The organism is uncultured Stenotrophomonas sp., from assembly GCF_913778665.1.
Classification (GTDB): Bacteria; Pseudomonadota; Gammaproteobacteria; order Xanthomonadales; family Xanthomonadaceae; genus Stenotrophomonas.
Window position 1 is genome coordinate 222,275 of record NZ_CAJYVQ010000012.1, and the last position, 24,141, is coordinate 246,415.

A 24,141-nucleotide genomic window follows, 5' to 3' on the forward strand; every position below is an offset into this window, starting at 1 on the left:
ACTACGGCGCATGTCCGCAGACGCTCACACGATCCCCACGCCCCAGGCCACCTACGCACAGCGCGTGGCGTTTGTTTCCGAGATCGCCGGCCGCCTGCACAGCTACGGCACAACGGCCCAGCGGCTGGAAACCGCAGTGGTGGCCCTGGCCCGCCAGCTCGATCTGGATTGTGAACCGTGGTCGAATCCCACCGGTATCATCCTCAGCTTCAGTGACCCGGCGCAGGCCATCGGCTCCAGCGACATCACCCGCGTGATCCGCCTGGCGCCCGGCGAGAACGACCTGCACAAGCTCAGCGTGGCCGACCATATCGCCGAGGAAGTCTCGCACGGGCGGATGAGCATCGCCCAGGGCCACACCGCGCTGCGCCAGCTGGACAAGGATCCGGGGCGGCGCGGCAAGCTGCGCACCATCCTTTCGTTCACCCTCGGTGCGGCCGGCGTGGCCGGCATGTGGAAGCTGCCGTGGCTGGACATCGCCACCGCCGGTGTCATCGGCCTGATGATCGGCCTGCTCGGCATGGTCACCGACCGCCGCCCGGCCACCCGCGAAGCGGCCGAGGCGCTGGCCGCACTGCTGGCCGGCATGGTCGCCACCCTGGTCGCGTCCTTCGTCGGCGCGCTCAACCTCAACACGGTGATCATCGCCTCGCTGGTGGTGCTGCTGCCCGGCATGTCGCTGACCAATGCGGTCAACGAACTGGCCAGCCAGCATTGGGTATCGGGCACCGCGCGCTTTGCCGGTGCGCTGACCACCATCATGAAGCTCAGTGTCGGCGCGATGATCGCGGTGACCCTGGCCGATGTGCTCGGCCTGGATCCGGTGATCCGCGCCACGCGGCCGCAGGGGCCGTGGGTGGAGTGGGGCTCGCTGCTGACCGCGGCGTTCGCCTTCGCGATGCTGTTCAAGGCCAATCGCCGCGACTACCCGTGGGTGATCGCCGCCTCGGTGGCCGGTTATGCGATCTCCAAGTTCGGCGGGCATGCCTGGGGCGCGCCAGCCGGCATCTTCCTGTCGGCGATGCTGCTGACCGCCGGCGGCAACCTGTTCGGCCGCCTGGTCGGCCGCCCGGGCGCGATCATCCGCCTGCCCGGCATCATCATGATGGTACCGGGCAGCACCAGCCTGCGTGGCGTGCTGACCCTGGTCCAGCAGCAGGACGTCGGCGCCGGCCAGAGCGTGTTCCTGACCGTGCTCAACGTGGTGATGGCGCTGGTGGCCGGCCTGCTGTTCGGCAACCTGCTGATGCCGGCCCGCAAAACCCTGTGATGATGTCGGTGGGTGTGGACCGTTGGTCCGCACGCCGGAGAATGAAAAACGCCGGCTTTCGCCGGCGTTTTTCATTCCAGCCTGATCCGGCCTCAGGCCTTCTTGATCAGGAAATCTTCCGGCTTCTTGTTGCCCTTGGCGGTCAGCTCGGCCATCCAGCGCGGCTGCTTGCCACGGCCGGTCCAGGTTTCCTTCGGGTTGGCCGGGTTGCGGTACTTCGGCGCAACCTTGCCCAGCTTGCGGCCCGCGGTCTTGGACGGGGCCTTGGCCACCTTGGCCACCTTGCGCGCGCGCGGCGCGGGGGCGTCGCCGAACAGTTCCTCGATGGTGTAGCCCTCGGTTTTGGCCAGCTTGCTCAGCTGGGCCCGGACCTTGGTGATTGGCCGGCGCTTGGCGACGATCGTCTGCTGCTTCTTGGCGGTGCGGATCAGGGCGCCGAGTTCGCGTGCCGACAGGCCGGTCAGGTCAATGCTCATTTACGGTTACTCCGGAAACTAATGTGTGGACGGGACGAGCCAGTCCATGGCGTCGCGGGACAGAATAGAGATGAATTATTCCAAGCACAAATGCAGCGGAGACAGGGCTTGTCGGTGTACCGGCCGTGTCGCGCTCATTTTGACTGGATTATGTCCGCTGCAATATCGGGCAACGGCGCAGCGCGCAAAAAAAGACCGGGGCATGCCCCGGTCTTGCTGTCGGTGATCAGCCCTGCAGGCGCTGCAGCAGGGTCGACTTGTCCAGGTTTTCCGCGTCGCTGGCGCGGCGCGAACGGTACTCGTAGGTACCCGCAGCCAGGCCGCGTTCGCTGACCACCACGCGGTGCGGAATGCCGATCAGTTCCATGTCGGCGAACATCGCGCCCGGGCGCAGGCCACGGTCGTCCAGAGCGGCATCGAGGCCGGCGTCGCGCAGTTCCTGCAACAGGTGGGCCGCGGCGTCGGCGACGGCGGCGTCCCCCTTCGGGTTGATCACGCACACCACCACCTGCCATGGCGCCATCGCGTCCGGCCAGATGATGCCGGCATCGTCATGGTTCTGTTCGATCGCGGCAGCCACCACGCGCGAGATGCCGATGCCATAGCAGCCCATCGCCATCACCGCCGCTTTGCCGTTCTCGTCCAGCACGGTGGCGTCGAGTGCTTCGGCGTATTTGCGGCCGAGCTGGAATACATGGCCGACTTCGATGCCACGGGCGATCTTCAGTTCACCGCCATCGAGTGCGCGGTCACCAGCCCGCACGTTGCGGATGTCGGCCACGTCCGGTTCCGGCAGGTCGCGGCCCCAGTTGACGCCGGCCAGATGGAAACCGGCCTCGTTGGCGCCGACCACGAAATCGGACATCGCCGCCACTTCGCGATCGGCGACCACGCGGATGGCCTTGGCCGGCGCGACCGGGCCGAGGAAGCCCGGCACGCTGCCCAGGTACTCAGCGATCTCCGCTTCGCTGGCGAAACGCTGTTGGTCGAGGCCGGCCACCTTGGCCAGCTTGATCTCGTTGACCTCATGGTCGCCGCGCACCAGCACCAGCACGAACTGCTGCGCGTCGCCTTCGCCGGCCACCAGCGCCACCGACTTCACGGTGCGCTGCAGGTCGATGCCGAGCAGCGCGGCGACGTCCTCGCAGGTCTTCTGGGTGGGCGTGTCGACCTTGCGCATTGCTTCAGCGGCGGCCGCACGCGGCGCCGGATCGGCGCTGATCGCCGCTTCCATGTTGGCCGCGTAATCCGAGCCGGTAGAGAACACCAGCGCGTCTTCGCCGGAATCGGCGATCACGTGGAATTCCTGCGACGCATCGCCGCCGATCGCACCGGAATCAGCCTGCACCATGCGGAAATCCAGGCCCAGGCGGGTGAAGATGCGGCTGTAGGCAGACTTCATGTTTTCGTATTCGCGCACCAGGCACTCATCGTGCAGGTGGAACGAGTAGGCGTCCTTCATCAGGAACTCGCGCGAACGCATCACGCCGAAACGCGGGCGGATCTCGTCGCGGAACTTGGTCTGCACCTGGTAGAAGTTGACCGGCAACTGCTTGTAGCTGGACAGCTCGCTGCGCGCGAAATCGCAGGCGGCTTCTTCAGCGGTCGGGCTGTAGCAGAACACCTGGTCCTTGCGGTCCTTGATCTTCAGCAGCTGCGGGCCGAACTTCTGCCAGCGCCCGGTCTGCTCCCACAGTTCCTTCGGCTGGATGGTCGGGATCTGGAATTCCACGGCACCGGCCCGGTCCATTTCCTCGCGCACGATGCGCTCGACCTTGCGCAGCACCCGCAGGCCCAGCGGCGACCAGGTGTACAGGCCCGATGCCAGCTTGCGGATCATTCCCGCACGCAGCATCAGCCGATGGCTGGTCAGCTCGGCGTCGCTGGGGGTTTCCTTGGTGGTGTGCAGGTGGAACTGGGAGAGGCGCATCGTCGGCTTCGGATAACGGCAGAGACCTCTATTCTGCCAGCCCGGCCGGGGTGGGGGTACTGGCAGGGCTGCGCCCTGCACCCGCCTGGAACAACGACAACAGCAACGGCAGCAGCGGGTTTCCCGTGGTTTGGCGGAATGGGTCCGGTTGCGGGGGACGCCGTGAATACGTCCATGTAGGCGCGGTCGCCGCATCCCTGCGGCTCACGCCCCTGCAACCGGCCCCATCCCGCCAAACCACGGAATGCCGGCTTTTGACGTTGCCGTTGCTTGCAGCCTCTGCAGGTGCAGGGCGCAGCCCTGCCGACCCCCCTTAACCCGCCGGTGGGCAGTAGGCCTTGATGGCCGCCTCGGCCAGCCCCTTCTGCGCGCCGCGCTGCTCCGGGGTCAATGCGGTATCGGGCTTGCCGTCGCCATTGGTGTCCTGCATTACCTGGCCGGACCCCTCCAGCAGGGCCAGGTTGGCGCGGGCGGTGCTGCACTGCTCCGGCACCGGCGCGGCCGGGGTCTCGGTGCTGGCCGCAGCCTCTGGGCTGCGGGCCTGCTCGCGGGTCTCGAATTTCTTGCCTGCCGGCGGGGTCTCCGAGTACTGGGTCACGCCATTGGCGTCCTTCCACTTGTAGACCGGGCCGGCCATGGCGTTGGCACTGGCCAATAACAGCAGGCATCCAAGGCAGGACAGGGCACGCATGGCAAACTCCACGGAATGGGCGTAGAACGCCGATTGCAGCATTGGCACCGAGCACTGGCAAGTCGATTAAACTGGATTCCATGGACCCGATCACACCGCCGCCGCGTTCGCGCACGATTTACCTGCTGCCCAACCTGTTCACCACGGCCGGCCTGTTCGCCGGCTTCTACGCGATCATCGCCGCGGCCAACGGCGATTTCGTCAACGCCAGCATCGCCGTGTTCGTGGCGGCGGTGATGGATGGCCTGGACGGGCGCGTGGCGCGCCTGACCGGCACCAGCAGCGAATTCGGCGTGCAGTACGACTCGCTGGCTGACCTGGTCAGCTTTGGCATGGCACCGGCGCTGGTGATGTACCACTGGTCGCTGTCGTGGCTGAAGTTCGACGATCCGCTGCTGGGCCGCGTCGGCTGGGCGGTCGCCTTCCTGTATGCAGCCTGCGCGGCGCTGCGCCTGGCCCGCTTCAACACCCAGGTGGCGGTGGTCGACAAGTGCTGGTTCGTCGGCCTGGCCAGCCCGGCTGCGGCCGGCCTGATGATGTCCTTCGTCTGGGCCTTCGCTGATGGCAACCTCGGCTGGGACGGCAACCAGCTGCGCTATGTGGCGCTGGCGGTGACGATCGTGGCGGCGCTGCTGATGGTCAGTCGCATCCGCTTCTGGAGCTTCAAGGGCGGTGCCGCCAAGGGCGGCCGTTCCGACCGCGTGCCGTTCCTGGTACTGGCGCTGGTGCCGGTGGCGATCGCCATCGCGGTCATCGACCTGCCGCGCGTGCTGTTCGCGGCGGGCATCCTTTACGCCCTGTCGGGCCCGGTGATGTGGGCCGTGCAGCGCCGGCGCAAGAAGCCCGAGGCCGCGTGAGCCAGGACCTGCCCGTGCTGTGGTCTCCGGCCCAGCAGGCCTGGCTGCAGGCCATGGGCTATACCGTCTACCACGACGGCCAGCTGGCCGCCGAGTTGGACGCTGCGCTGCAGCTGAGCGTGGCTGAGGCCGCGGCGGCAGCACCGGTAGAGCCGGAGCGGGCGAGCGCCGCGCCAGCGCGCGAACGCAGCGCCGGGGCCGCGCCGGCGCCACGCCAGCAACACCCGCCAGCGCCGCGCCGCGAAACCCCGGTCAGCGCGCCGGATACCGCACCGGCACCGGCCGGTGCGCAGCCCAGCGGCAGCGCACGGCAGCCGGTGGTGCGCTTGCCGGACCGCCTGCAGATCGCACTGCTGCGTGCCTCCGGCTGCAATCCCAATGATCCTTCCACCCAGGCACTGATGGACAGCTGGCCGCTGGACCAGCTGCGCCGCGACCCGGCCGCCAAGCGCGCACTGTGGCCGCAGCTGCGCGCGCTGCGCAAGCGGGGCGCCGCATGAGTGCAGTACGCCAGCCGGGTGCGGTCAGCCTGCGCGCATTGCGCGAGGCCGACCTCAACGCGGTGATGGAGATCGAGCTGCGCGGCTACCCGTTCCCGTGGACCCGCGGCATCTTCGTTGATTGCCTGCGCGCCGGCTATCCGGGCCTGGCGATGGAGCGCGATGGCCAGCTGATTGGCTACGGCGTGCTCAGCATCGCCGCCGATGAGGCGCATGTGCTGAACGTCTGCATCGACCCGTCGACGCAGTCGCGAGGGCTCGGTCGCCAGCTGCTGCGTGCGCTGGTGCAGCTTGCCCGCGACCGTGGCGCGCAGCGTGTGTTCCTGGAAGTACGGCCGTCCAATACGCCGGCGCTGGCGCTGTATCACAGCGAGGGCTTCAACGAGATTGGCCGCCGCCCGCGTTACTACCCGGCGGCACACGGCCGCGAGGATGCGCTGGTGATGGCGATCGAGCTGGTCGACGACGACCTGCAGGCGATGCCGCCGTTGTAAGGGAGAAGGGTTGCCGGACAGCGGCCGGGACTGCCGCGCTCGTCGGGCGTGGCCCGGCGTTGCCGTTACGCCAGCCGCAAGGCCAATACACCGCCGACGATGAGCGCGGCTGCCAGCCAGCGTGCACGCGGTATCCGCTCGCGCAGCAGGAATGCCGAGATCAGCAGCGCGAACAGGATCGAGGATTCGCGCAGCGCCGAGACCATGGCCACCGGCGCCTGGGTCATCGCCCACAAGGCCATCGCATAGGAGGCGGTGGTGCCGACGCCACCGGCAAGGCCCAGCGGCCAGTGCTGGCGTGCGTAGGCCAGCACCGCACCACGCCGCGTGTGCAGCGCCCACAGCGGCAGTGGAATGCCCGACAGCAGGAACAACCACAGCGTGTAACTGAGCGCACTGCCGGACTGCCGCGCACCCTGCGCATCGACCAGGGTGTAGGTGGCGATCATCGCTGCGGTCAGCAGCGGCAGGCTGAGCTGGCCGCCATGTGCACCCAGCGCCATGCACAGGATGCCGGTGCTGACCAGCACTACGCCCAGCCACGCTGCCGGCGGTAGCGACTCGCCCAGCAGGGTGCCGGCCAGTGCGACCAGGATCGGCGCGCTGCCCCGCATCAGCGGATAGGCCAGGCTCATGTCGACCTGTTGGTAGCAGCGTGCGACCAGCCCGTAGTACGTCACCTGCAGCAGCACCGACACGCCCAGCCAGGGCCAGCTGGGCGCGGCCGGAAAGGGCAGGAAGGGCAGGGCGGCAGCAGACAGCAGCGCGGCGCTGCCGGTGACCAGTACGGTGCCGAGCAGCTTGTCCGGCCCGCGCTTGACGATTGCATTCCAGCTGGCATGCAGTGCGGCCGCCGCGAGGACGAGCAGGAAGATGGAAAGAGGCATCGGACGATGATGCCATGCCGGGGAAATGCAAACGCCGGGCCTTGCCCGGCGCTTCCGATTCCGCATCGCTAGATGCCAACCTGGGTTGGCACATTGCATTGGTGCGGACCGAGGTCCGCACTCACCCGCGCGGTGTTACAGCTTCGCGCGCTGTTCGCGCAGACCCGCCAGCTGGGTATTCCAGTCGGCCAGGCGCACGCGTTCCTGCTCGACCACTGCCGGCGGCACTTTGTCGGTGAATTTGGCCAGCTTGCTCTCGCTCTTTTCCTTTTCGGCGTCGACGCGGGCGATTTCCTTGTCCAGGCGCACGCGCTCGGCATCGAGATCGACCAGTCCTTCCAGCGGCACCAGCAGCTTCAGTTCGCCGACGATCGCGGCGGCGGCCGGCGGTGCGCTTTCGCCTTCGGCCAGCCACTGGATGCTGCCCAGCTTCAGCAGGAACGACAGCGAGGCACTGAAGCGCTCGATGCGCACGCGGTCCTGCGCCAGCCCGGCCTGCAGACGCAGCGGCACCAGCTTGGACGGAGCGACGTTCAGTTCGCTGCGCACGCGGCGCACCGCGCTGATCACTGCCTTCAGCCATTCCACGTCGGCCTCGGCCTGGGCGAAATCGCCTTCGAACTCGCCGGCGGTCGGGTACGGACGCAGCGACAGCGTCGTTTCGGCCAGGCCCAGGCGCGGGGCCAGCTGCTGCCACAGCTGTTCGGTGATGAACGGGGTCAGCGGGTGCAGCAGGCGCAGCAGCGCTTCCAGCACGTACAGCAGGGTGTGGCGGGTGCTCTCGGCGTCGGCGGCGTCGGCACCGTTCAGCGCCGGCTTGCTCAGTTCCAGGAACCAGTCGCAGAACGCGTTCCAGGCGAACTCGTACAGGCACTGCGCCAGCAGGTCGAAGCGATAGGCGGCGAAATGACCCTGCGCTTCGGCGGTGGTGGCGGCCAGTCGCGCGAGGATCCAGCGCTCGGCATCGGTGCGCGGCCTGGGCACGCCGGTGAACGCCGCGCCTTCGGTGTTCATCAGCGCGAAGCGGCTGGCGTTCCACAGCTTGTTGCAGAAGTTCTTGTAGCCTTCCGCGCGGTTCATGTCGAACTTGATGTCGCGGCCGTGGGTGGCCAGCGCCGCGATGGTGAAGCGCAACGCGTCGGCACCATGGGCGGCGATGCCGTCCGGGAATTCCTTGCGGGTGGCCTTCTCGATCTTCTCCACCATCTTCGGCTGCATCAGGCCGCCGGTGCGCTTGGCGACCAGGTCGTCGATGGTGATGCCGTCGATGATGTCCAGCGGGTCGAGCACGTTGCCCTTGCTCTTGGACATCTTCTGGCCCTGGCCGTCGCGGATCAGGCCGGTGAAGTAGACGTCCTTGAACGGGATCTTCCCGACCAGGTTGTCGGTGGCCATGATCATGCGCGCCACCCAGAAGAAGATGATGTCGAAGCCGGTGATCAGCACCGACGACGGCAGGTAGCGGTCGAAGCCACGCTCGGCCATGGCCTGCTCGTTCGGCCAGCCCAGGGTGGAGAACGGCCACAGCTGCGAGGAGAACCAGGTCTCCAGCACGTCGCTTTCCTGGTTCAGCACCACGTCGCTGCCGAGGTTGTTCTTTGCCCGCACTTCCTCTTCGCTGCGACCGACGTAGCAGCTGCCGGTGGCTTCGTCGAACCACGCCGGGATGCGGTGGCCCCACCACAGCTGGCGGCTGATGCACCAGTCCTGGATGTTGTTCATCCAGTGGCGGTAGGTGTTGATCCAGTTCGGCGGCACGAAGGAAATGCTTCCGTCCTCGACCCGTTCCAGGCCACGCTTGGCCAGGTCGTCCATCTTCACGAACCACTGGTCGGTCAGGTACGGCTCGATCACCTGGCCGGTACGGTCGCCGCGCGGCACCTGCAGCTTGTGCGCCTTGGTCTCGACCAGGATGCCGAGGTCTTCCAGTTCGGCCAGCACGGCCTTGCGCGCGGCGTAGCGGTCCAGGCCCTGGAAACGCTCCGGTGCATTTTCATTCAGCGCCGCCACCGGGGTGAACAGGTTGATCATCGGCAGGCTGTGGCGCACGCCCACTTCATAGTCGTTGAAATCGTGCGCCGGGGTGACCTTGACCACGCCGGTGCCGAACGCGCGGTCCACGTAGTCATCGGCGATCACCGGCACGCGGCGGCCGGTCAGCGGCAGCACCACGCTCTTGCCGATCAGGTGCGCATAGCGCTCGTCTTCCGGGTGCACCATTACCGCGGTATCGCCCAGCAGGGTTTCCGGGCGGGTGGTGGCGACCACCAGGTAATCGCGGGTCTCGCGCAGGGTTTCCACGCCGTCGGCATCGCGCTCGACGTGTTCGTAGCTCAGGCCTTCATCCAGGGTGTAGGCGATCGACCACAGGAAGCCGTCTTCCTCGGCGCTCTCCACTTCCAGGTCGGAGATGGCAGTCTTGAGCACCGGGTCCCAGTTGACCAGGCGCTGGCCGCGGTAGATCAGGCCCTGTTCGTACCAGCGCACGAAGGCTTCGTTGACCGCAGCCGACGGCTGCGGGTCCATGGTGAAGGTGCTGCGCGACCAGTCGGCGGAGGTGCCGAGGCGGCGCATCTGGCGCTCGATCGTGTCGCCGGACTGCTGCTTCCACTCCCAGACCTTGCCGATGAAGCCCTCGCGGCCCAGCGAATCACGGGTCTCGCCCTTGCCTTCCAGCGTCAGGTTGCGGCTGACCACCATTTCGGTGGCGATGCCGGCGTGGTCGGTACCGACCTGCCACAGCGTGTCGTAGCCGCGCATGCGGTGGTAGCGCACCAGCGCATCCATCAGGGTCTGCTGGAAGGCGTGGCCCATGTGCAGGGTGCCGGTCACGTTCGGCGGCGGCAGCAGGATGGTGTACGGCTCGCCCGTGCCGGACGGCTTGAAGTGGCCGGCCTTCTCCCAGGCCTCGTAGAGGTCGGTCTCGAAGGACTTCGGATCGTAGCTGGGGGCGAGTTGGGTCATGCAGGGGAACCGGTAATCAAGGCGGGAAGGGAGATCAGCGCGACCCGAGGGCGCGCCGGATCTTCTGGTCGGTGTGGTACTGGCTGACCGCATAGGCCGCCCAGATGGCGGCGGGCAGCCAGCCGATCAGGGTGATCTGCAGGATCAGGCAGACGATGCCGGCCAGCGGCCGGCCGATGGTGAAAAAGGACAGCCAAGGAAGGATCAGGGCGATCAACAGGCGCATCAAGGGGACCTCGCGGGACTTACATGTCGTGCTTGTTCAGGTCGTAACCGGCGGTCTTGTACTGGCGCCAGCGCTCGCGCAGGGGTTCGCGCGCTTCCGGGTCGGCCGGCACCACTTCCAGCACGCGTTCGCACTGGCCGAGCCAGGGTTCGTCGCGCAGGTTGATCACCAGCGGCCGTACCGGCGCGTCACCGCCCGGCGGGGCAATCAGCACCAGCGCTTCTTCCTCGTCGACATCCTCGCCGACGATCTGGTGCGGAATGTAGGCATCGTCGTCGAACGACCAGAGAAGTTCGTCCAGCTCCTCGGCCTGGGCCTGGTCGCGGGCCAGCACCAGGGTGAACAGCCCGGCGTCGTTGGCCTTGCGCGCCAGCTCGCAGACCAGGCGCAGGGGCTCGGACAGAAAGCGGGGCTTGGCGATCAGGTAGAAGTCGGCGCGGGGCATGGCAGCATCCAGATGAGGCAAGAACCGCTCCCGGCCGGGACACGGCTGGCGGGCGGCGAGGCCCCGGCCGGCGGTTGCCGGCCAGGGTCGGGTACGGCATCAGGCGCGGGCGACCTGGTCCAGCAGCCACTGGCTCAGCAGGCCGACCGGGCGGCCGGTGGCCATGCCACGCTTGCCTTCATCGCTGGCCACGCCGGCGATGTCCAGGTGGGCCCAGCGCTGGCCTTCGGCAAAGCGCGACAGGAAGCAGCCGGCGGTGATCGCGCCGGCCCAGCGGCCGCCGATGTTGTAGACGTCGGCGAAGCTCGAATCCAGCATCGGCTGGTACTCGTCCCACAGCGGCAGGCGCCAGGCGCGGTCGAACACGTGCTCGCCGGCGGCCAGCAGTTCGTTGGCCAGGTCGTCGTGCTTGCTCATCAGGCCGGCGGTCTGGTGGCCGAGGGCGACCATGCAGGCGCCGGTCAGGGTGGCGACGTCGATCAGCGCGGCCGGCTCGAAGCGCTGCGCGTAGGTCAGCGCGTCGCACAGGATCAGGCGACCTTCGGCGTCGGTGTTGCCGACTTCGATGGTCTTGCCCGACATCGAGGTGATCACGTCGGACGGACGGTAGGCATTGCCATCGATGGCGTTTTCCACCGCCGGCACCACCACGACCAGGTTCAGCGGCAGCTTGGCCTTGACCGCAGCGACGAAGGTGCCGATGACGTTGGCGCCACCACACATGTCGTACTTCATCTCCTCGATGCCGCCTTGGGTCTTCAGGTTGACGCCACCGGTATCGAAGGTGATGCCCTTGCCGACCAGCACGTAGGGCTTGGCGTCGCCGCCATTGCTCCATTTCAGCACTACCAGGCGCGGGCGGTTGGCCGAGCCGCGGGCCACGGCCAGCAGCGAGCCCATGCCCAGCGCTTCCATCTGGTGCTCGTCGAGAATCTCTGCTTCGGCACCGTCGTGCTCGCCGGCGAACTTCACGCCCACCTCGGCCAGGTAGGCCGGGGTGCAGTAGTTCGGCGGCAGGTTGCCCAGCTCGCGGGCGAATTCGACGCCGGCGGCAATGGCCTGGCCCTGTGCCAGCGCCTGCGCGTCGTCACCGGCGATGGCCAGCTGCGTCAGGCCGGCATCGTCGGCCTTCTTCTTGCCCAGAGTGGCGGTGTAGCGGTAGGCGGCGTGATCGGCGGCGATCACCGCCTGGCGGATCGCCCAGGCCGCGTCGCGGTCCTTGATCGCCACGTCGGACAGGGTGAACAGCGCGCTGCGGGTGGCGCCGGCTTTCAGCGCGCGCACAGCGTCGCCAACGGCCTTCAGGTACTGCGGCACGCCGAAGCGGGCGGCGTCGCCCAGTCCGACCACCAGCACGCGCGGGGCGGTCACGCCCGGCAGGTCGTGCAGCAGGGTGGTGGCACCGGTCTTGCCGGACAGGTCGCCGCGCTGGGCCAGGGCGGCCAGGCGGCCGCCGCTGGCGGCGTCCAGGGCCTGTGCGGCGGGGGTCAGGGTGTGGTCGGCGTAGGCACCGACCACCAGGCAATCAACGGTGGCGGCGGCCGGAGCAACGTGGTTCAGGGTGAATTCGAGGGCCATTGAGCAGATTCCATTGGCGAGTCCGTACAATCGCAGGCCGTTTACGCCCAGACAGTAGACTGGGCGGCACCGCGAACGAACCCCAGAGTTTAAACCACCGCCCCATGCTGAAGCTCGACCGATACCTGCTGGGCGATTTCGTCCAGAGTTTCCTGGCTACCCTGATCGTCCTGCTGGTGGTCAGCGTGGGCGGCGTGCTGGTGGACATCCTCGGCAACATCGCCGACGGGCGCCTGCCGGCCAAGCTGCTGTTCTCGCAGCTGGGCCTGCAGTTCATCGCCTACCTGCCCCTGATCCTGCCGCTGGCGCTGATGCTGGGCCTGCTGCTGGCCATCGCCCGGCTGTACCGCGACTCGGAAATGGCGGTCATCACCGCCATTGGCGTGGGGCCCAAACGCCTGCTGCGGCCGCTGATGATGCTGGTGGTGCCGGTGGTGCTGCTGGTCGGCGCCTGTTCGCTGTGGCTGGGCCCCTGGGCGGGCCGGGTGGCCGAGCAGATGATCATCGAGGCCAACCGAAGTGTGCTGATGGCCGGCCTGGAGCCGGGCCGCTTCACCACGTTGCCCAACGGCGGCGTGGTCTACCTGTCCTCGATCTCGCCCGACGGCACCCAGCTGGGCAAGGTGTTCCTGCAGCGACAGAAGGATGATCGCCTGGAAGTGGTGTCGGCCAACGGCGGCCGCATGTTCTTCGAGGGCACGCGCCAGCGTTTCCTCGAGCTGGATGACGGCCACCAGGTGGAAGGGCCGGTGGCCGGCGCGCTGGATTACCGCCTGGCGACCTTCGCCCGCAACGATGTGGCGCTGCCCGATGGCGCCCAGACCCGAACCGAGGATGACCCGGAACTGATGCCGACCCTGAAGCTGTTCGGCGATGAGCGCCGGGAAGCGCAGGCGCAGCTGCACCGTCGCCTGGCGCCGCCGCTGATCGCGCTGGCCTTCGCCCTGATGACCGTGCCGCTGGGCCGCAGCTCGCCCCGCCAGCAGCGCTACGGCCGCATGATGCTGGCGCTGATGGCCTACATGGTCGGTACCAACCTGATGTTCATCGGCAGCGGCTGGATCGCCAACGGCAGGATTCTGCCCGCGCTGGGCCTGTGGTGGCTGACCCTGCCGCTGCTGGCGCTGGCGATCTGGATGTATGTGCGTGATGGCCGCCTGGGCCGTCCGAAGGGAGCCCGCGCATGAGGCTGCGCCCGATGCGTTTCGACCTGTACCTGGGCCGGTCGGTGTTCACCACGGTAGTGCTGACCTGGGCGGTGCTGGTCGGCCTGGACGTGGTGATGGCGTTCTCCGGCGAGTTCAAGGACATCGGCAAGAACGGCTACACCCTCGGCCACGCCGCCGCCTGGGTGCTGTACACCGTGCCGCGCCGTGCCTACACGATGTTCCCGACCGCGGCGGTGATCGGTGCCCTGATGGGCCTTGGCCAGCTGGCCGCGACCTCCGAGCTGACCGCCCTGCGCGCGCTGGGCCTGTCGCGCAAGCGCCTGAGCGTGTCGGTGGCGATCGCGCTGTCGCTGCTGACCGCGGTGATGGTGCTCAGTGCCGAGACCCTGGGGCCGTGGGGCCAGGACCGCGCCGATTCCTTGAAGTCCAGCGCCAAGTGGGGGCGGGACATCGCCAGCACCCGCTATTCCGGGCTGTGGGCCCGTGAGGGCGATACCTTCCTCAATGCGCAGAGCGGCGAGGAGCAGCTGGTCGGCGACAAGGGCACGCGGCTGATCCTGCGAGACGTTCGCCTGTACCGGGTAGCCGAGGATGGCCGGATCGCCTCGCTGACCCACGCCGCCACCGTCGAGCACGACAAGGATGGCTGGGTATTGACCGGGGTCCGCCGCGACACCTTCGGCGAACGCTCGGCCACGCGCCAGGAAGTGGCGCGTGAGCCGTGGAATTCGAAGCTGGATCCGGCGGCGCTGGCGACCGGCATCGCCAAGCCGCGCAACCTGAGTGTTGCCGAACTGCGTACCAGCATCGAGTACCGCGAGCGCAACGGGCTGGATGCGCGCGATTTCGAGGACGTGTACTGGAGCCGCTGGTTCTATCCGGTGAACGTGCTGGCGCTGTGCCTGGCCGCGGTGCCGTTCGCGTTCGGTTCGCTGCGCAGCGGTGGCATGGGCAAGCGCCTGTTCCTCGGCATCCTGTTCGCGCTCGGCTTCTGGCTGCTGCAGCTGTTCTTCGGGCGCATGGCCGGCGCGTTGAAGTTTGATTACCGCATTGCCTATGCATTGCCGCCGATCGTGATGCTGGCGGTATCCGGACTGCTGTTCCGGCGCAAATCGGGCTGATCCTGATTGTTGTAGAGCCGAGCCCATGCGCGGCTGCGTTTCGCTCACCGCTTGTCAGCCGAGCATCCGCTCGGCTCTACAGGTGGTGCATCAGCGCTTCGGCATCCGCACCAGCCGCGTACCGCTGGCGCGGTCGTGCCAGGTCAGGCGCTGTCGGTCGCCCCATGCCCACCAGAATCCCAGCCCGCCCAGCAACAGCGACAGCGTGCCCACTGCGAAGCGCAGCCACAGCTGCGTGCGACTCAGGGGCGTGCCATCACTCGATTCCAGCTTCAAGCGCCACGGCCGCATGCCCAGCGTCTGTCCACCGCGGCGCCAGCTGGCCGTGGCATAGCCTCCGGTGATCACCCAGCACACCGCCCACAACAGCCACTGCCATGCGCTGAATGGTGCGATGTTCTCGCGCTGCGCGTGGCCGCTGAAGGTGTAGGCCAGGGTAAACAGGGTGCCGGCCAGCATCCACAGCGCCAGTACCGGCAGTGCGTCGTAGACCATCGCCAACAGGCGCCACAGCAGCAACGCGCGCGGACGGGATGATTCGCTGGCGGCCGCAGAGGCCGTGTCGGTGGCAGGGCGGGACATGCGCCGAGCATACGCAATGCTGGCCGCATCCGCAGTGGCCCTCGTATCCTCTGCGCATGGCCCCTGTTTCCACCCCCGCCGAACGCCGCCAGTTGGTGCAGCAACTGCCGGAACTGCGCGCCGATGACAGCGTGCGCATCCAGCGTTTCCTCGACGCGATCTGGGCCGAGAACGGCCTGGCCCGCGCCACCCTCGACAGCTACCGGCGCGACCTGGAAGGCCTGGCGCGTTGGATGGATGGACGCGAGGGCGGGCTGGCCGGCATCGAGCGCCCCGGCCTGTTCGACTACCTGGCCTGGCGAACCCGTCATGGCTGGTCGCCACGCAGCAACGCGCGCTTGCTGTCGGCCCTGCGCGCGTTCTTCGCCGACGGCGTGCGTCGTGGCGAGCGCAGCGAAGACCCCAGCGCGCTGCTCGATCCGCCGAAGCTGCCACGGTTGTTGCCCAAGGCGCTGGCCGAAAGCCAGATCGACGCGTTGCTGGCCGCGCCGGACATCGACAGTCCGCTGGGCCTGCGCGATCGCGCCATGCTGGAGCTGATGTACGCCGCCGGCCTGCGCGTAAGCGAGCTGGTGCTGTTGCCGGCCACCGCCGTCAACCTGCGCCAGGGCGTGCTGAGGGTCACCGGCAAGGGCAGCAAGGAACGGTTGGTGCCGCTGGGCGAGGAATCGCAGCACTGGCTGGAGCGCTACCTGCAGCAGTCGCGGCCGCAGCTGGTCGGCAAGGGCCGGGTGCAGGCGCTGGCGGACGGGCAGACCCCGCTGTTCGTCGAGCCGGCACTGCACGCGCTGAGCCGGCAGGCGTTCTGGCACCTGGTCAAGCGCCACGCACAGATTGCTGGCATCGACCCGGCGCGGATCAGCCCGCACGGCCTGCGCCACAGCTTCGCCACCCATCTGCTCAACCGCGGCGCCGATCTGCGCGCGCTGCAGATGCTGCTCGGCCACAGTTCGCTGTCGACCACCCAGATCTACACCCTGGTGGCGCGCGAACACCTGCAGAAGCTGCACGCCCGGCATCATCCGCGCGGCTGAGCGAGGGCCTGAACCTTGCCTTGCGCCGTGCCTTGCGCCGTGCCCGGCGTCGCGGCCGGGTCGCGGTGGCTGTGTCAGAATCCGGGGTCTTCTTCTGCCGCGGAACGCTCCATGCTCCGATTTGCCATCGCCGCCGTGTTCGGTGCGCTCAGCCTGACTGCCTGCGCCCAGCCGGCCGCCAAGGCACCCGCCGCCGCGCCGGCCAAGGCCAGCCCGGCGGCCAACGGCGCGGCCGACCAGGCCGTGCGTGCCGCGCTGACCGCGCTGAATCCCGGCTTCCAGATCGACTACATCGGCGCCGCGCCGTTCCCCGGCTTCCGCGAGGTGGTGGTGTCCGGCCAGCTGCTGTACGTGTCCGATGACGGCCGCTACCTGTTCCAGTCGCAGCCGTACGACACCCGCGCCAAGGGCCCGGCCAACAGCGAAGGCCTGCTCGGCTACCGCCGTGATCTGCTGGCCAAGGCCAACCACGGCGACCGCATCGTGTTCGCCGCGCCGAACGCCAAGTACACCATCAGCGTGTTCACCGATATCGAATGCGGCTACTGCCGCAAGCTGCACCAGGACATCGCCGAACTGAACCGCAACGGCATCTCTGTCGAGTATCTGGCGTTCCCGCGCATGGGCCTGGGCAGCAAGGATTACACCGACATGATTTCGGTCTGGTGTGCGGCCGACCGTCGCCAGGCGCTGACCAATGCCAAGCGCGGTGGCAGCGTGCCGGCCAAGAACTGCACCAACCCGGTGGCGATGCAGTACGCGCTGGGCCAGCAGCTGGGCGTGAACGGTACGCCGGCGATCTTCGCGCCGGATGGCACCCAGCTGGGCGGCTACCTGCCGCCGGCACAGCTGCGCGCGGCGCTGGAAAAGCTGTCGGCCAAGCGCTGATCGCCGCCGACCTTGTTTCTGTAGAGCCGAGCCCATGCTCGGCTGATGTTTCCGCAGCCGAGCATGGGCTCGGCTCTACAGGTAGGAAGCCGGGGGCGCGCAGCACCCCCGGCTTTTTTCTTACTTCAGGCCATCACTGACCGCCTTGGTCAGCGTGCCCTGTGCATCGTCACCACTGAACTCCCAGACGAACGCGCCGCCCAGGCCCTGGGTCTTCACATAGCCCATCTTGCGGGTGATGTTGGCCGGGGTATCGAAGCTCCACAGCGTGCTGCCGTTGTAGATCCAGGTAGCACCGGCGGTGTTGTCGGTGTAGCCCGGCCATGCCAGGTTCTTCAGCACCTTCCAGTCTTCGATGCCGGCCTCGTATGTGCCCGGCGCAGCGCCGGTCGCGGTTTGGTACAGGCCGTTGTTGGCGTTGGCCACGCCGGTCCAGCCACGCCCGTAGTAGCCGATGCCCAGGTTGAGCTTGGCCGCGGGCACGCCACGGCTGATGAAGGCCTCGATGGCGTCGTTGCTGTTGTACAGCTTCTGGTCGCCGGTGGACGGATCATTCGGCGAATCGAACAGTGCCGACTGGTGATTGGTCTTCGCATCCCACGCGCCGTGGAAGTCGTAGGTCATCACGTTGATGTAGTCCAGGTACGGGTGGTACGCGGCCGGATCGGTGACGCGGATCTTGTCGATGCCGGCACCCACCGCCACCGTCAGCAACAACCCCGGTCGCACCGCATCGAGCTGGCGGCGGAACTCGGCCATCAGCGCGGTGAAGTTGGCATTGTCTTCCGGCTTGCCGCATTCGATGCCGCACGCCACCGGGTATTCCCAGTCAATGTCGATGCCGTCGAACACGCCAAGCGCGGCACCGGCGCCACCGGCACCGTCGGTCACCGGCAGGTTGCCCTTGATGTAGGCGTCGATGCACGAGGCGACGAAGGCCTGGCGGTTTTCCGGACGCGCCGCGCTGGAGAAGCCACGCGACCAGGTCCAGCCACCGAGCGAGATCAGCACCTTCATGCCCGGATACTTGGCCTTGAGCTGCTTGAGCTGGTTCCAGTTGCCGCGCAGCGGCTGGTCCCAGGTGTCGGCGCTGCCGCTCACGCTCTCAGAGGCGCTGAACGCCTTGGTGTAATCGGCGAAGGCATCGCCACCGGCACCGCTGTTCGGATCCGACGGCTGGGTGATGCCCACTTCGCAGCGGTTGTTGCGCACGTTGCCGAAGGCGTAGTTGATGTGGGTCAGGCGCGCGGCCGAACCACTGCTGTCGATGTTCTTGACCCGGTAGTTGCGGCCGTAGATGCCCCACTGGGTGAAGTAGCCGATGACCCGCTTGCCGGTGGTGCCGCCGCCACCGGCCAGCGTGGTGGCACTGACTTCGGTGCCCTGTGCCGAAGCGTTGCCGGCGTTGTCGCGGGCGCGCACGCGGTAGCGATAGGTGGTCGACGCGGTCAGGCCGCCATCGACGTAGCTGGCGCTGGACGGCGAGCCAACCAGGCTGCCGTTGCGGTACACGTCATAGCCGGCCATGCCGCTGCCACCGGTGTTGTCGGTGGACGGGCTCCAGCTGAGCGCGATGCTGTTGGCGGTACGCGTGCCCACCGCCAGCCCACCGGGCACGCTCGGCGCGGTGGTATCGCCACCGGCGGCGTTGACGGTGATGGTGATGGTCGGCGTGCTGCTGGTGGCGTTGTTGTTGTCGGTGGCCACCGCGCGCAGGGTGTGGCTGCCGGCGCTGGCGTTGGCCCAACTGGCGGCATACGGGGCGCTGGTGGCGATGCCCAGCGAGCTGCCGTCGCGGAAGAACTCGACCTTGGCGACGCTGCCGTCCGGGTCGCTGGCGTTGGCGGTCACGTTGACCGTGCTGCCGGCGCTGAAGGTGGCACCGTTGGCCGGCGAGGTCAGGCTGACCACCGGCGGCTGGTTGGTACCGCTGCCATCACAGGCGCCAAGGTTGGTGTAGTAGGGCGCACCGGCCGGATGGTCGGGCGGCGCGTTCCAGATGTCCTGGTTCGCCCGATAGAGGACGCCTCCTTTCTGCAGGGTATCGCCGGCCCGGTAGATCTTGGCCTGGTCCCACTGGGGCACGCCGGCACAGCTGGCGGCCTGCGCCAGGCCGGGCAGGGCGGCGGTGCCTGCGGCCAGGGCAAGCAGCCAGGCCAGGCGGCGGGGACGACAGCTTCGGGTCGCACGTTCGGCACTGCGCACAATCGGGTCGTACATGGGTAAGTCTCCGATCAAAGGGCGCGCGGGCCCCGATGGCGCCGCGCGTGACGCAGGTCCGGGCGTCGCCCGGGAAGGCGACGGAGGGGGCGGACGGGGTACCTGGGAGGCCGGGGAGAGAGTCCGGCACCAGGTAGGGACAACGTTGTCATCAATTGCGTGGTCAATCCGTGAGCGAGCGCATGGTTCGGCGATCTGGGCGAGCGCGGCGCTGGCGCGCGGTCGGCAGCCATCGGCGGAGCCCCTTCGTGGTTGGCATCTAGAGCAGGTTCCGGGGTTGGGCCGGGCGGGTGGGGTCATGCGGGGACGCCGTGAACCCATCCCTGGGGGCTTGGCCGCGGCATCCATGCCGCGGACACCCCGCCTGACCCCACCCACCCGGCCCCCGACAGGTTCATGCGGGCGCCGCCACGAAAGACGAACAAAAAATCAAAATCAAACGCCGATCGCTTCGCTCTCAGGCGTTTGATTCCAGGCCGTTTTCTGGTCGCCGGCCAGCGGCCGGTAACCAAGGAGCATCCACGCATGGCGTGGATCTACTGCAGATCGCGGAGATCTGTCGAGGGTGGGGTGGTGGGGGCCAGCAGGACCGTTGGCGCCATGGATGGCGCCATCGAGCCCCCATGGATGGGTTTACGGCGTGTCCTGCTGGCCCACACCGCCCCACCCAGCCCACAGCAATCCAGCGGTTGCTTTGGCTTTGGCCGTTGCCGTTGCCGTTGCCGTTGCTTCGGCTCTGGCTCTGGCTCTGGCCTCTGCGGGTGCCGGGCGCCGCCCGGCCGAAGCCTACTCCCGCTTCCGGTACAATGTCGGGCCCGTTTCCCAACTACGGTTCCCCGGACATGATGGTCCTCGAGGGCGCGCCCGCCCTGTCGCCGTTCCGCCGCGAACGTCTTGAATCCCGCCTGCAGTCCATCGCGCCCTCCCTGCGCATCAGCGGTGCCTGGCACGTCTACTTCGTACAGACCGAAGGTGCCGCCGCCCCTGACCTGGCCACCCTGTGCCGCATCCTCGAGGCGGTGCCGCAGGCAGAGGCCGTGGCCGACGGCGCGGTCAGCCGCATCGTGGTGCCGCGCCTGGGCACGCTCTCGCCGTGGTCGAGCAAGGCCACCGAACTGGTCCGCGGTGCTGGCCAGCCGGTGAGCCGGGTCGAGCGTGGCCTGCGCATCGACGTGCAGGGCTGGCCGGCCGATGCCGCCGCCCAGCAGGCGCTGGTCAAGGCGCTGCACGACCCGATGACGCAGTCGGTGCTGGAGTCCGTGGAGCAGGGCCAGGCCCTGTTCTCGGCGCCGGCCCGTGGCGAACTGGAACGCGTGCCGGTGGACGAGCTGGAGGCCGCCAACCAGCGCCTCGGCCTGGCCATGGCGCAGGACGAGATCGACTACCTGCGCGAACGCTTCACCGCGCTGGGCCGCTCGCCGTCGGACGTGGAACTGATGATGTTCGCGCAGGCCAATTCCGAGCACTGCCGGCACAAGATCTTCAACGCCAGCTGGACCATCGACGGCCAGGAACAGGACCGGTCGCTGTTCCGGATGATCAAGAACACCCACCAGCAGACTCCGCAGCACACGCTCAGCGCGTACAGCGACAATGCCGCGGTGATCGAAGGCCATCCGGCCTCACGCTACCGCCCGGACCCGGCCAGCGGCGAGTACCGCCGCGAGCCGCAGGTGCCGAGTGCGTTCCAGATCAAGGTTGAAACGCATAACCACCCGACCGCGATCGCGCCGTTCCCGGGCGCCTCGACCGGTGCCGGCGGCGAGATCCGCGACGAAGGCGCGACCGGCCGCGGCGGCAAGCCCAAGGCCGGCCTGACCGGTTTCTCGGTCTCGCACCTGCGCATTCCCGAGTTGCCGCAGCCGTGGGAAGCACCGCGCGCGCTGAACCCGCGCATGGCGCCGGCGCTGGAAATCATGACCGATGGCCCGCTCGGCGGCGCTGCGTTCAACAACGAGTTCGGCCGCCCGAACCTGCTCGGCTACTTCCGCAGCTTCGAGCTGCCCGAAGGTGCCGACCTGGTCCGCGCCTACGACAAGCCGATCATGCTGGCCGGTGGCCTCGGCGCCATCGACCGCATCCAGGTCGACAAGATCCCGCTGCAGGCTGGTGATGCGGTGATCGTGCTGGGCGGCCCGGCGATGCTGATCGGCCTCGGCGGCGGTGCCGCCAGTTCGGTGGCCTCCGGTGAAAGTGCCGAGGATCTGGATTTCGCCAGCGTGCAGCGCGACAACCCGGAAATGGAACGCCGCTGCCAGGAAGTCATTGATCGCTGTGTGGCGATGGGCGCCGACAACCCGATCAAGTTCTTCCATGACGTCGGCGCCGGTGGCCTGTCCAACGCCATTCCCGAGCTGCTGCACGATTCGAGCGTGGGCGGTGTCATCGACCTGGCCAAGGTGCCCACCGATGATCCGTCGCTGTCGCCGATGCAGCTGTGGTGCAACGAATCGCAGGAACGCTACGTGCTGGGCGTGGCCCAGGAGCGCCTGGCCGAGTTCGCCGCACTGTGCGCGCGCGAGCGCTGCCCGTTCGCCGCGGTCGGCGTGGCCACCGCCGAGGAACACCTGGTGGTGGCTTACGGTGCCGTGCCCGGCCACACCCCGGCTGATGCGCCGATCGACCTGCCGATGGACGTGCTGTTCGGCAAGCCGCCAAAGATGCACCGCGACACCGCGCATCCGCCGGCCCCGCGCTGGCCGGCGCTGAAGACCGGCGGCCTGGATCTGCAGGAAGCCGGCCTGCGCGTGCTGGCGCACCCGACCGTGGCGTCCAAGAACTTCCTGGTCACCATCGGTGACCGCAGCGTCGGCGGCCTGACCGCACGCGAGCAGATGGTCGGTCCGTGGCAGGTGCCGGTCTCCGACGTGGCGATCACCCTGGCCGATTTCGATGGCGTGGCCGGTGAAGCGATGTCGATCGGCGAACGCACCCCGCTGGCCCTGCTCGACGCCGCGGCGTCGGCGCGCATGGCCGTGGGCGAAGCACTGACCAACCTGTGCGCGGCGCCGGTTGATGCGTTGGATGAGATCAAATTGTCGGCGAACTGGATGGCCGCTGCCGGCCATCCGGGCGAAGACGCGCTGCTGTACGACGCGGTGAAGGCGGTGGGCATGGAGCTGTGCCCGCAGCTGGATATCAGCATCCCGGTGGGCAAGGACTCGCTGTCGATGCAGGCGCAGTGGCATGACCAGGGCGAGGCACACAAGAGCGTGTCGCCGGTGTCGCTGGTGATCACCGCCTTCGCACCGGTTGCCGATGCGCGCCAGCAGCTGACCCCGCTGCTCGACCGCGACGTTGAAAGCGAGGTGTGGCTGATCGGCCTCGGTGCCGGCAAGCAGCGCCTCGGTGGTTCGATCCTGGCCCAGGTGCATGCCGACCACGGTGACCTGCCCGCGTTCGCCGGTGCCGCGCCGGACCTGGACGACCCGCAGCGCCTGCGTGCCTTCTTCGAACTGATCCGCGATGCGCGCCAGTCCGGCTTGCTGCTGGCCTACCACGACCGCAGCGACGGCGGTGCCTTCGCCGCGCTGTGCGAGATGGCCTTCACCTCGCGCATGGGCCTGGACATCACCCTCGATGCCTGGGGCGATGACCCGTTCCGCAGCCTGTTCAATGAGGAGCTGGGTGCGGTGGTGCAGATCGCACGCGAAGACCGTGCGGCTTTCGCCGATCTGGTCGAGCGCCATGCGCTCACCGAATGCGCGCAGCGCATCGCCAAGCCGACCACCGCGCCGACGGTGCGCGTGTCGCTGGGTGGCGAGAACCTGGCCGAATGGCGCTGGGAAGCCTTGTTCGATGCCTGGTGGTCGGTCACCCACGCCATGCAGAAGCGCCGCGACAACCCGGCCAGCGCCGATGCCGAACGTGAGGTCGCGCGCGCCTTCAATGCGCCGGGCCTGAAGCCAAAGCTCAGCTTCGACCTCAATGAAGATGTCGCCGCGCCGTTCATCAGCACCGGTGCGCGCCCGCGCGTGGCCGTGCTGCGCGAGCAGGGCGTCAACGGCCAGATCGAGATGGCCAACATCTTCGAACGTGCCGGCTTCCGCGCGTTCGACGTGCACATGAGCGACCTCATCGAGGGCCGCGTGGCGCTGCAGGAGTTCACCGGCCTGGTTGCCTGCGGCGGCTTCAGCTACGGCGACGTGCTCGGTGCCGGCCGCGGCTGGGCCACCTCGATCCTGGAGCGCAGTGCGCTGCGGGATGCCTTCGCCGCGTTCTTCGCACGCGAGGACAGCTTTGCGCTGGGCGTGTGCAACGGCTGCCAGATGATGAGCCAGCTGAAGGGCATCATCCCCGGTGCCGAGCACTGGCCGCAGTTCCGCCGCAACGCCAGCGAGCAGTTCGAAGCCCGCACCGCGCTGCTGGAGGTGGTGGAATCGCCGTCGATCCTGCTGCGCGGCATGGCAGGTTCACGCCTGCAGGTGGCGGTGGCGCATGGCGAAGGCCAGGCCGTGTTCGACAACGCGGTCGACCAGGCTGCAGCCCGTGTCTCGCTGCGTTACATCGATGGCCACGGCAACGTCGCCAGCCAGTACCCGCTGAACCCGAACGGTTCGCCGGACGGCATCACCGGCCTGACCAGCACCGACGGTCGCGTCACCATCATGATGCCGCACCCGGAACGCACGCCGCGCGCGCTCAACATGAGCTGGGCACCGGCCGAATGGCAGGGTGATTCGCCATGGATGCGCATGTTCCGCAACGCGCGGGTGTGGTGCGGCTGACGGCGCAACCAGCGCGCAGGCGACGATGCGACAAGGTACGGAAAACCCGGCAGGCGACTGTCGGGTTTTTCTTTGCATGGGC

The 24,141-nt window shown here is 68.2% G+C and carries 19 protein-coding genes; 9 read left to right on the forward strand and 10 right to left on the reverse strand.

Going from position 1 to position 24,141, the window contains the following annotated elements; all coding sequences use genetic code 11:
- Nucleotides 1-10 precede the first annotated feature (10 nt).
- Nucleotides 11-1,270, forward strand: a complete 1,260-nt coding sequence (locus QZ853_RS18710; protein WP_295577456.1) for a threonine/serine exporter family protein — start codon at nucleotides 11-13, stop codon at nucleotides 1,268-1,270.
- A 92-nt stretch (nucleotides 1,271-1,362) separates the two neighbouring features.
- Here QZ853_RS18710 and QZ853_RS18715 read toward each other — a convergent pair whose 3' ends face one another.
- The 3 genes from QZ853_RS18715 to QZ853_RS18725 form a co-directional block, all read right to left on the reverse strand.
- Nucleotides 1,363-1,746, reverse strand: a complete 384-nt coding sequence (locus QZ853_RS18715; protein WP_088024088.1) for an H-NS histone family protein — start codon at nucleotides 1,744-1,746, stop codon at nucleotides 1,363-1,365.
- A gap of 226 nt (nucleotides 1,747-1,972) precedes the next feature.
- On the reverse strand, nucleotides 1,973-3,676 hold the full coding sequence (locus tag QZ853_RS18720; RefSeq protein WP_295577460.1) for a proline--tRNA ligase: 1,704 nt from the start codon (nucleotides 3,674-3,676) through the stop codon (nucleotides 1,973-1,975).
- Nucleotides 3,677-3,989: 313 nt separating this feature from the next.
- Entirely contained in the window at nucleotides 3,990-4,367 is a 378-nt protein-coding gene (locus QZ853_RS18725) for a DUF4124 domain-containing protein (protein ID WP_295577463.1), read from the reverse strand.
- An 80-nt stretch (nucleotides 4,368-4,447) separates the two neighbouring features.
- Here QZ853_RS18725 and pssA point away from each other — a divergent pair, with 80 nt between their 5' ends.
- From pssA to rimI, 3 genes are read left to right on the forward strand one after another with little or no spacing between them, the layout of a single operon-like run.
- Complete coding sequence (gene pssA / locus QZ853_RS18730) at nucleotides 4,448-5,224, forward strand: CDP-diacylglycerol--serine O-phosphatidyltransferase (RefSeq protein WP_295577466.1); 777 nt, start codon at nucleotides 4,448-4,450, stop codon at nucleotides 5,222-5,224.
- Complete coding sequence (locus tag QZ853_RS18735) at nucleotides 5,221-5,724, forward strand: hypothetical protein (RefSeq protein ID WP_295577469.1); 504 nt, start codon at nucleotides 5,221-5,223, stop codon at nucleotides 5,722-5,724. The genes pssA and QZ853_RS18735 overlap by 4 nt, the downstream gene beginning before the upstream one ends.
- Nucleotides 5,721-6,218: a ribosomal protein S18-alanine N-acetyltransferase gene (gene rimI / locus QZ853_RS18740; RefSeq protein WP_295577472.1), complete on the forward strand. Its 498-nt coding sequence runs from the start codon at nucleotides 5,721-5,723 to the stop codon at nucleotides 6,216-6,218. The genes QZ853_RS18735 and rimI overlap by 4 nt, the downstream gene beginning before the upstream one ends.
- 65 nt (nucleotides 6,219-6,283) lie before the next feature.
- Here the strand turns inward: rimI and QZ853_RS18745 are convergent, their stop codons facing one another.
- The 5 genes from QZ853_RS18745 to QZ853_RS18765 all read right to left on the reverse strand — a co-directional run bounded on the left by QZ853_RS18745 (nucleotide 6,284) and on the right by QZ853_RS18765 (nucleotide 12,318).
- Nucleotides 6,284-7,105 (reverse strand): EamA family transporter, encoded by an 822-nt coding sequence (locus tag QZ853_RS18745; RefSeq protein WP_295577475.1) that lies wholly within the window; start codon nucleotides 7,103-7,105, stop codon nucleotides 6,284-6,286.
- A gap of 135 nt (nucleotides 7,106-7,240) precedes the next feature.
- The gene (locus QZ853_RS18750) at nucleotides 7,241-10,069 is read right to left on the reverse strand and encodes a valine--tRNA ligase (protein WP_295577478.1); all 2,829 of its coding nucleotides are present in this window, start codon (nucleotides 10,067-10,069) and stop codon (nucleotides 7,241-7,243) included.
- A gap of 34 nt (nucleotides 10,070-10,103) precedes the next feature.
- On the reverse strand, nucleotides 10,104-10,295 hold the full coding sequence (locus tag QZ853_RS18755; protein ID WP_014035920.1) for a YqaE/Pmp3 family membrane protein: 192 nt from the start codon (nucleotides 10,293-10,295) through the stop codon (nucleotides 10,104-10,106).
- Nucleotides 10,296-10,314: 19 nt separating this feature from the next.
- Nucleotides 10,315-10,740 carry a DNA polymerase III subunit chi gene (locus tag QZ853_RS18760; protein ID WP_295577481.1) on the reverse strand — a complete coding sequence of 142 codons (426 nt, stop codon included), beginning with the start codon at nucleotides 10,738-10,740 and terminating at the stop codon, nucleotides 10,315-10,317.
- Nucleotides 10,741-10,839: 99 nt separating this feature from the next.
- Nucleotides 10,840-12,318 carry a leucyl aminopeptidase gene (locus tag QZ853_RS18765; RefSeq protein WP_295577493.1) on the reverse strand — a complete coding sequence of 493 codons (1,479 nt, stop codon included), beginning with the start codon at nucleotides 12,316-12,318 and terminating at the stop codon, nucleotides 10,840-10,842.
- 104 nt (nucleotides 12,319-12,422) lie between these two features.
- Between QZ853_RS18765 and lptF the strand changes: the two genes are divergently transcribed.
- Nucleotides 12,423-13,505 (forward strand): LPS export ABC transporter permease LptF, encoded by a 1,083-nt coding sequence (lptF, locus tag QZ853_RS18770; RefSeq protein ID WP_295577505.1) that lies wholly within the window; start codon nucleotides 12,423-12,425, stop codon nucleotides 13,503-13,505.
- Nucleotides 13,502-14,608 carry an LPS export ABC transporter permease LptG gene (gene lptG / locus QZ853_RS18775; protein WP_295577518.1) on the forward strand — a complete coding sequence of 369 codons (1,107 nt, stop codon included), beginning with the start codon at nucleotides 13,502-13,504 and terminating at the stop codon, nucleotides 14,606-14,608. Before lptF ends, lptG begins: the two co-directional genes overlap by 4 nt.
- A gap of 90 nt (nucleotides 14,609-14,698) precedes the next feature.
- Here the strand turns inward: lptG and QZ853_RS18780 are convergent, their stop codons facing one another.
- A complete protein-coding gene (locus QZ853_RS18780) occupies nucleotides 14,699-15,190 on the reverse strand; it encodes an RDD family protein (protein ID WP_295577532.1) in 492 nt (163 codons plus the stop codon).
- Nucleotides 15,191-15,246: 56 nt separating this feature from the next.
- Between QZ853_RS18780 and xerD the strand changes: the two genes are divergently transcribed.
- Entirely contained in the window at nucleotides 15,247-16,224 is a 978-nt protein-coding gene (gene xerD, locus QZ853_RS18785; protein ID WP_295577543.1) for a site-specific tyrosine recombinase XerD, read from the forward strand.
- A 111-nt stretch (nucleotides 16,225-16,335) separates the two neighbouring features.
- Entirely contained in the window at nucleotides 16,336-17,112 is a 777-nt protein-coding gene (locus QZ853_RS18790; protein ID WP_295577554.1) for a DsbC family protein, read from the forward strand.
- Nucleotides 17,113-17,232: 120 nt separating this feature from the next.
- On the opposite strand, the gene QZ853_RS18795 is transcribed toward QZ853_RS18790, so the two are convergent.
- Nucleotides 17,233-19,332 carry a glycosyl hydrolase family 18 protein gene (locus tag QZ853_RS18795; protein WP_295577564.1) on the reverse strand — a complete coding sequence of 700 codons (2,100 nt, stop codon included), beginning with the start codon at nucleotides 19,330-19,332 and terminating at the stop codon, nucleotides 17,233-17,235.
- An 842-nt stretch (nucleotides 19,333-20,174) separates the two neighbouring features.
- Here QZ853_RS18795 and purL point away from each other — a divergent pair.
- Nucleotides 20,175-24,059 (forward strand): phosphoribosylformylglycinamidine synthase, encoded by a 3,885-nt coding sequence (purL, locus tag QZ853_RS18800; protein ID WP_295577577.1) that lies wholly within the window; start codon nucleotides 20,175-20,177, stop codon nucleotides 24,057-24,059.
- Nucleotides 24,060-24,141 lie beyond the last annotated feature (82 nt).

Coding starts and splice junctions, on each gene's coding strand:
- QZ853_RS18710 (WP_295577456.1), top strand. CDS start 11: ATGTCCGCAGACGCTCACACGATCCCCACGCCCCAGGCCACCTACGCA.
- QZ853_RS18715 (WP_088024088.1), bottom strand. CDS start 1,746: ATGAGCATTGACCTGACCGGCCTGTCGGCACGCGAACTCGGCGCCCTG.
- QZ853_RS18720 (WP_295577460.1), bottom strand. CDS start 3,676: ATGCGCCTCTCCCAGTTCCACCTGCACACCACCAAGGAAACCCCCAGC.
- QZ853_RS18725 (WP_295577463.1), bottom strand. CDS start 4,367: ATGCGTGCCCTGTCCTGCCTTGGATGCCTGCTGTTATTGGCCAGTGCC.
- pssA (WP_295577466.1), top strand. CDS start 4,448: ATGGACCCGATCACACCGCCGCCGCGTTCGCGCACGATTTACCTGCTG.
- rimI (WP_295577472.1), top strand. CDS start 5,721: ATGAGTGCAGTACGCCAGCCGGGTGCGGTCAGCCTGCGCGCATTGCGC.
- QZ853_RS18745 (WP_295577475.1), bottom strand. CDS start 7,105: ATGCCTCTTTCCATCTTCCTGCTCGTCCTCGCGGCGGCCGCACTGCAT.
- QZ853_RS18750 (WP_295577478.1), bottom strand. CDS start 10,069: ATGACCCAACTCGCCCCCAGCTACGATCCGAAGTCCTTCGAGACCGAC.
- QZ853_RS18755 (WP_014035920.1), bottom strand. CDS start 10,295: ATGCGCCTGTTGATCGCCCTGATCCTTCCTTGGCTGTCCTTTTTCACC.
- QZ853_RS18760 (WP_295577481.1), bottom strand. CDS start 10,740: ATGCCCCGCGCCGACTTCTACCTGATCGCCAAGCCCCGCTTTCTGTCC.
- QZ853_RS18765 (WP_295577493.1), bottom strand. CDS start 12,318: ATGGCCCTCGAATTCACCCTGAACCACGTTGCTCCGGCCGCCGCCACC.
- lptF (WP_295577505.1), top strand. CDS start 12,423: ATGCTGAAGCTCGACCGATACCTGCTGGGCGATTTCGTCCAGAGTTTC.
- lptG (WP_295577518.1), top strand. CDS start 13,502: ATGAGGCTGCGCCCGATGCGTTTCGACCTGTACCTGGGCCGGTCGGTG.
- QZ853_RS18780 (WP_295577532.1), bottom strand. CDS start 15,190: ATGTCCCGCCCTGCCACCGACACGGCCTCTGCGGCCGCCAGCGAATCA.
- xerD (WP_295577543.1), top strand. CDS start 15,247: ATGGCCCCTGTTTCCACCCCCGCCGAACGCCGCCAGTTGGTGCAGCAA.
- QZ853_RS18790 (WP_295577554.1), top strand. CDS start 16,336: ATGCTCCGATTTGCCATCGCCGCCGTGTTCGGTGCGCTCAGCCTGACT.
- QZ853_RS18795 (WP_295577564.1), bottom strand. CDS start 19,332: ATGTACGACCCGATTGTGCGCAGTGCCGAACGTGCGACCCGAAGCTGT.
- purL (WP_295577577.1), top strand. CDS start 20,175: ATGATGGTCCTCGAGGGCGCGCCCGCCCTGTCGCCGTTCCGCCGCGAA.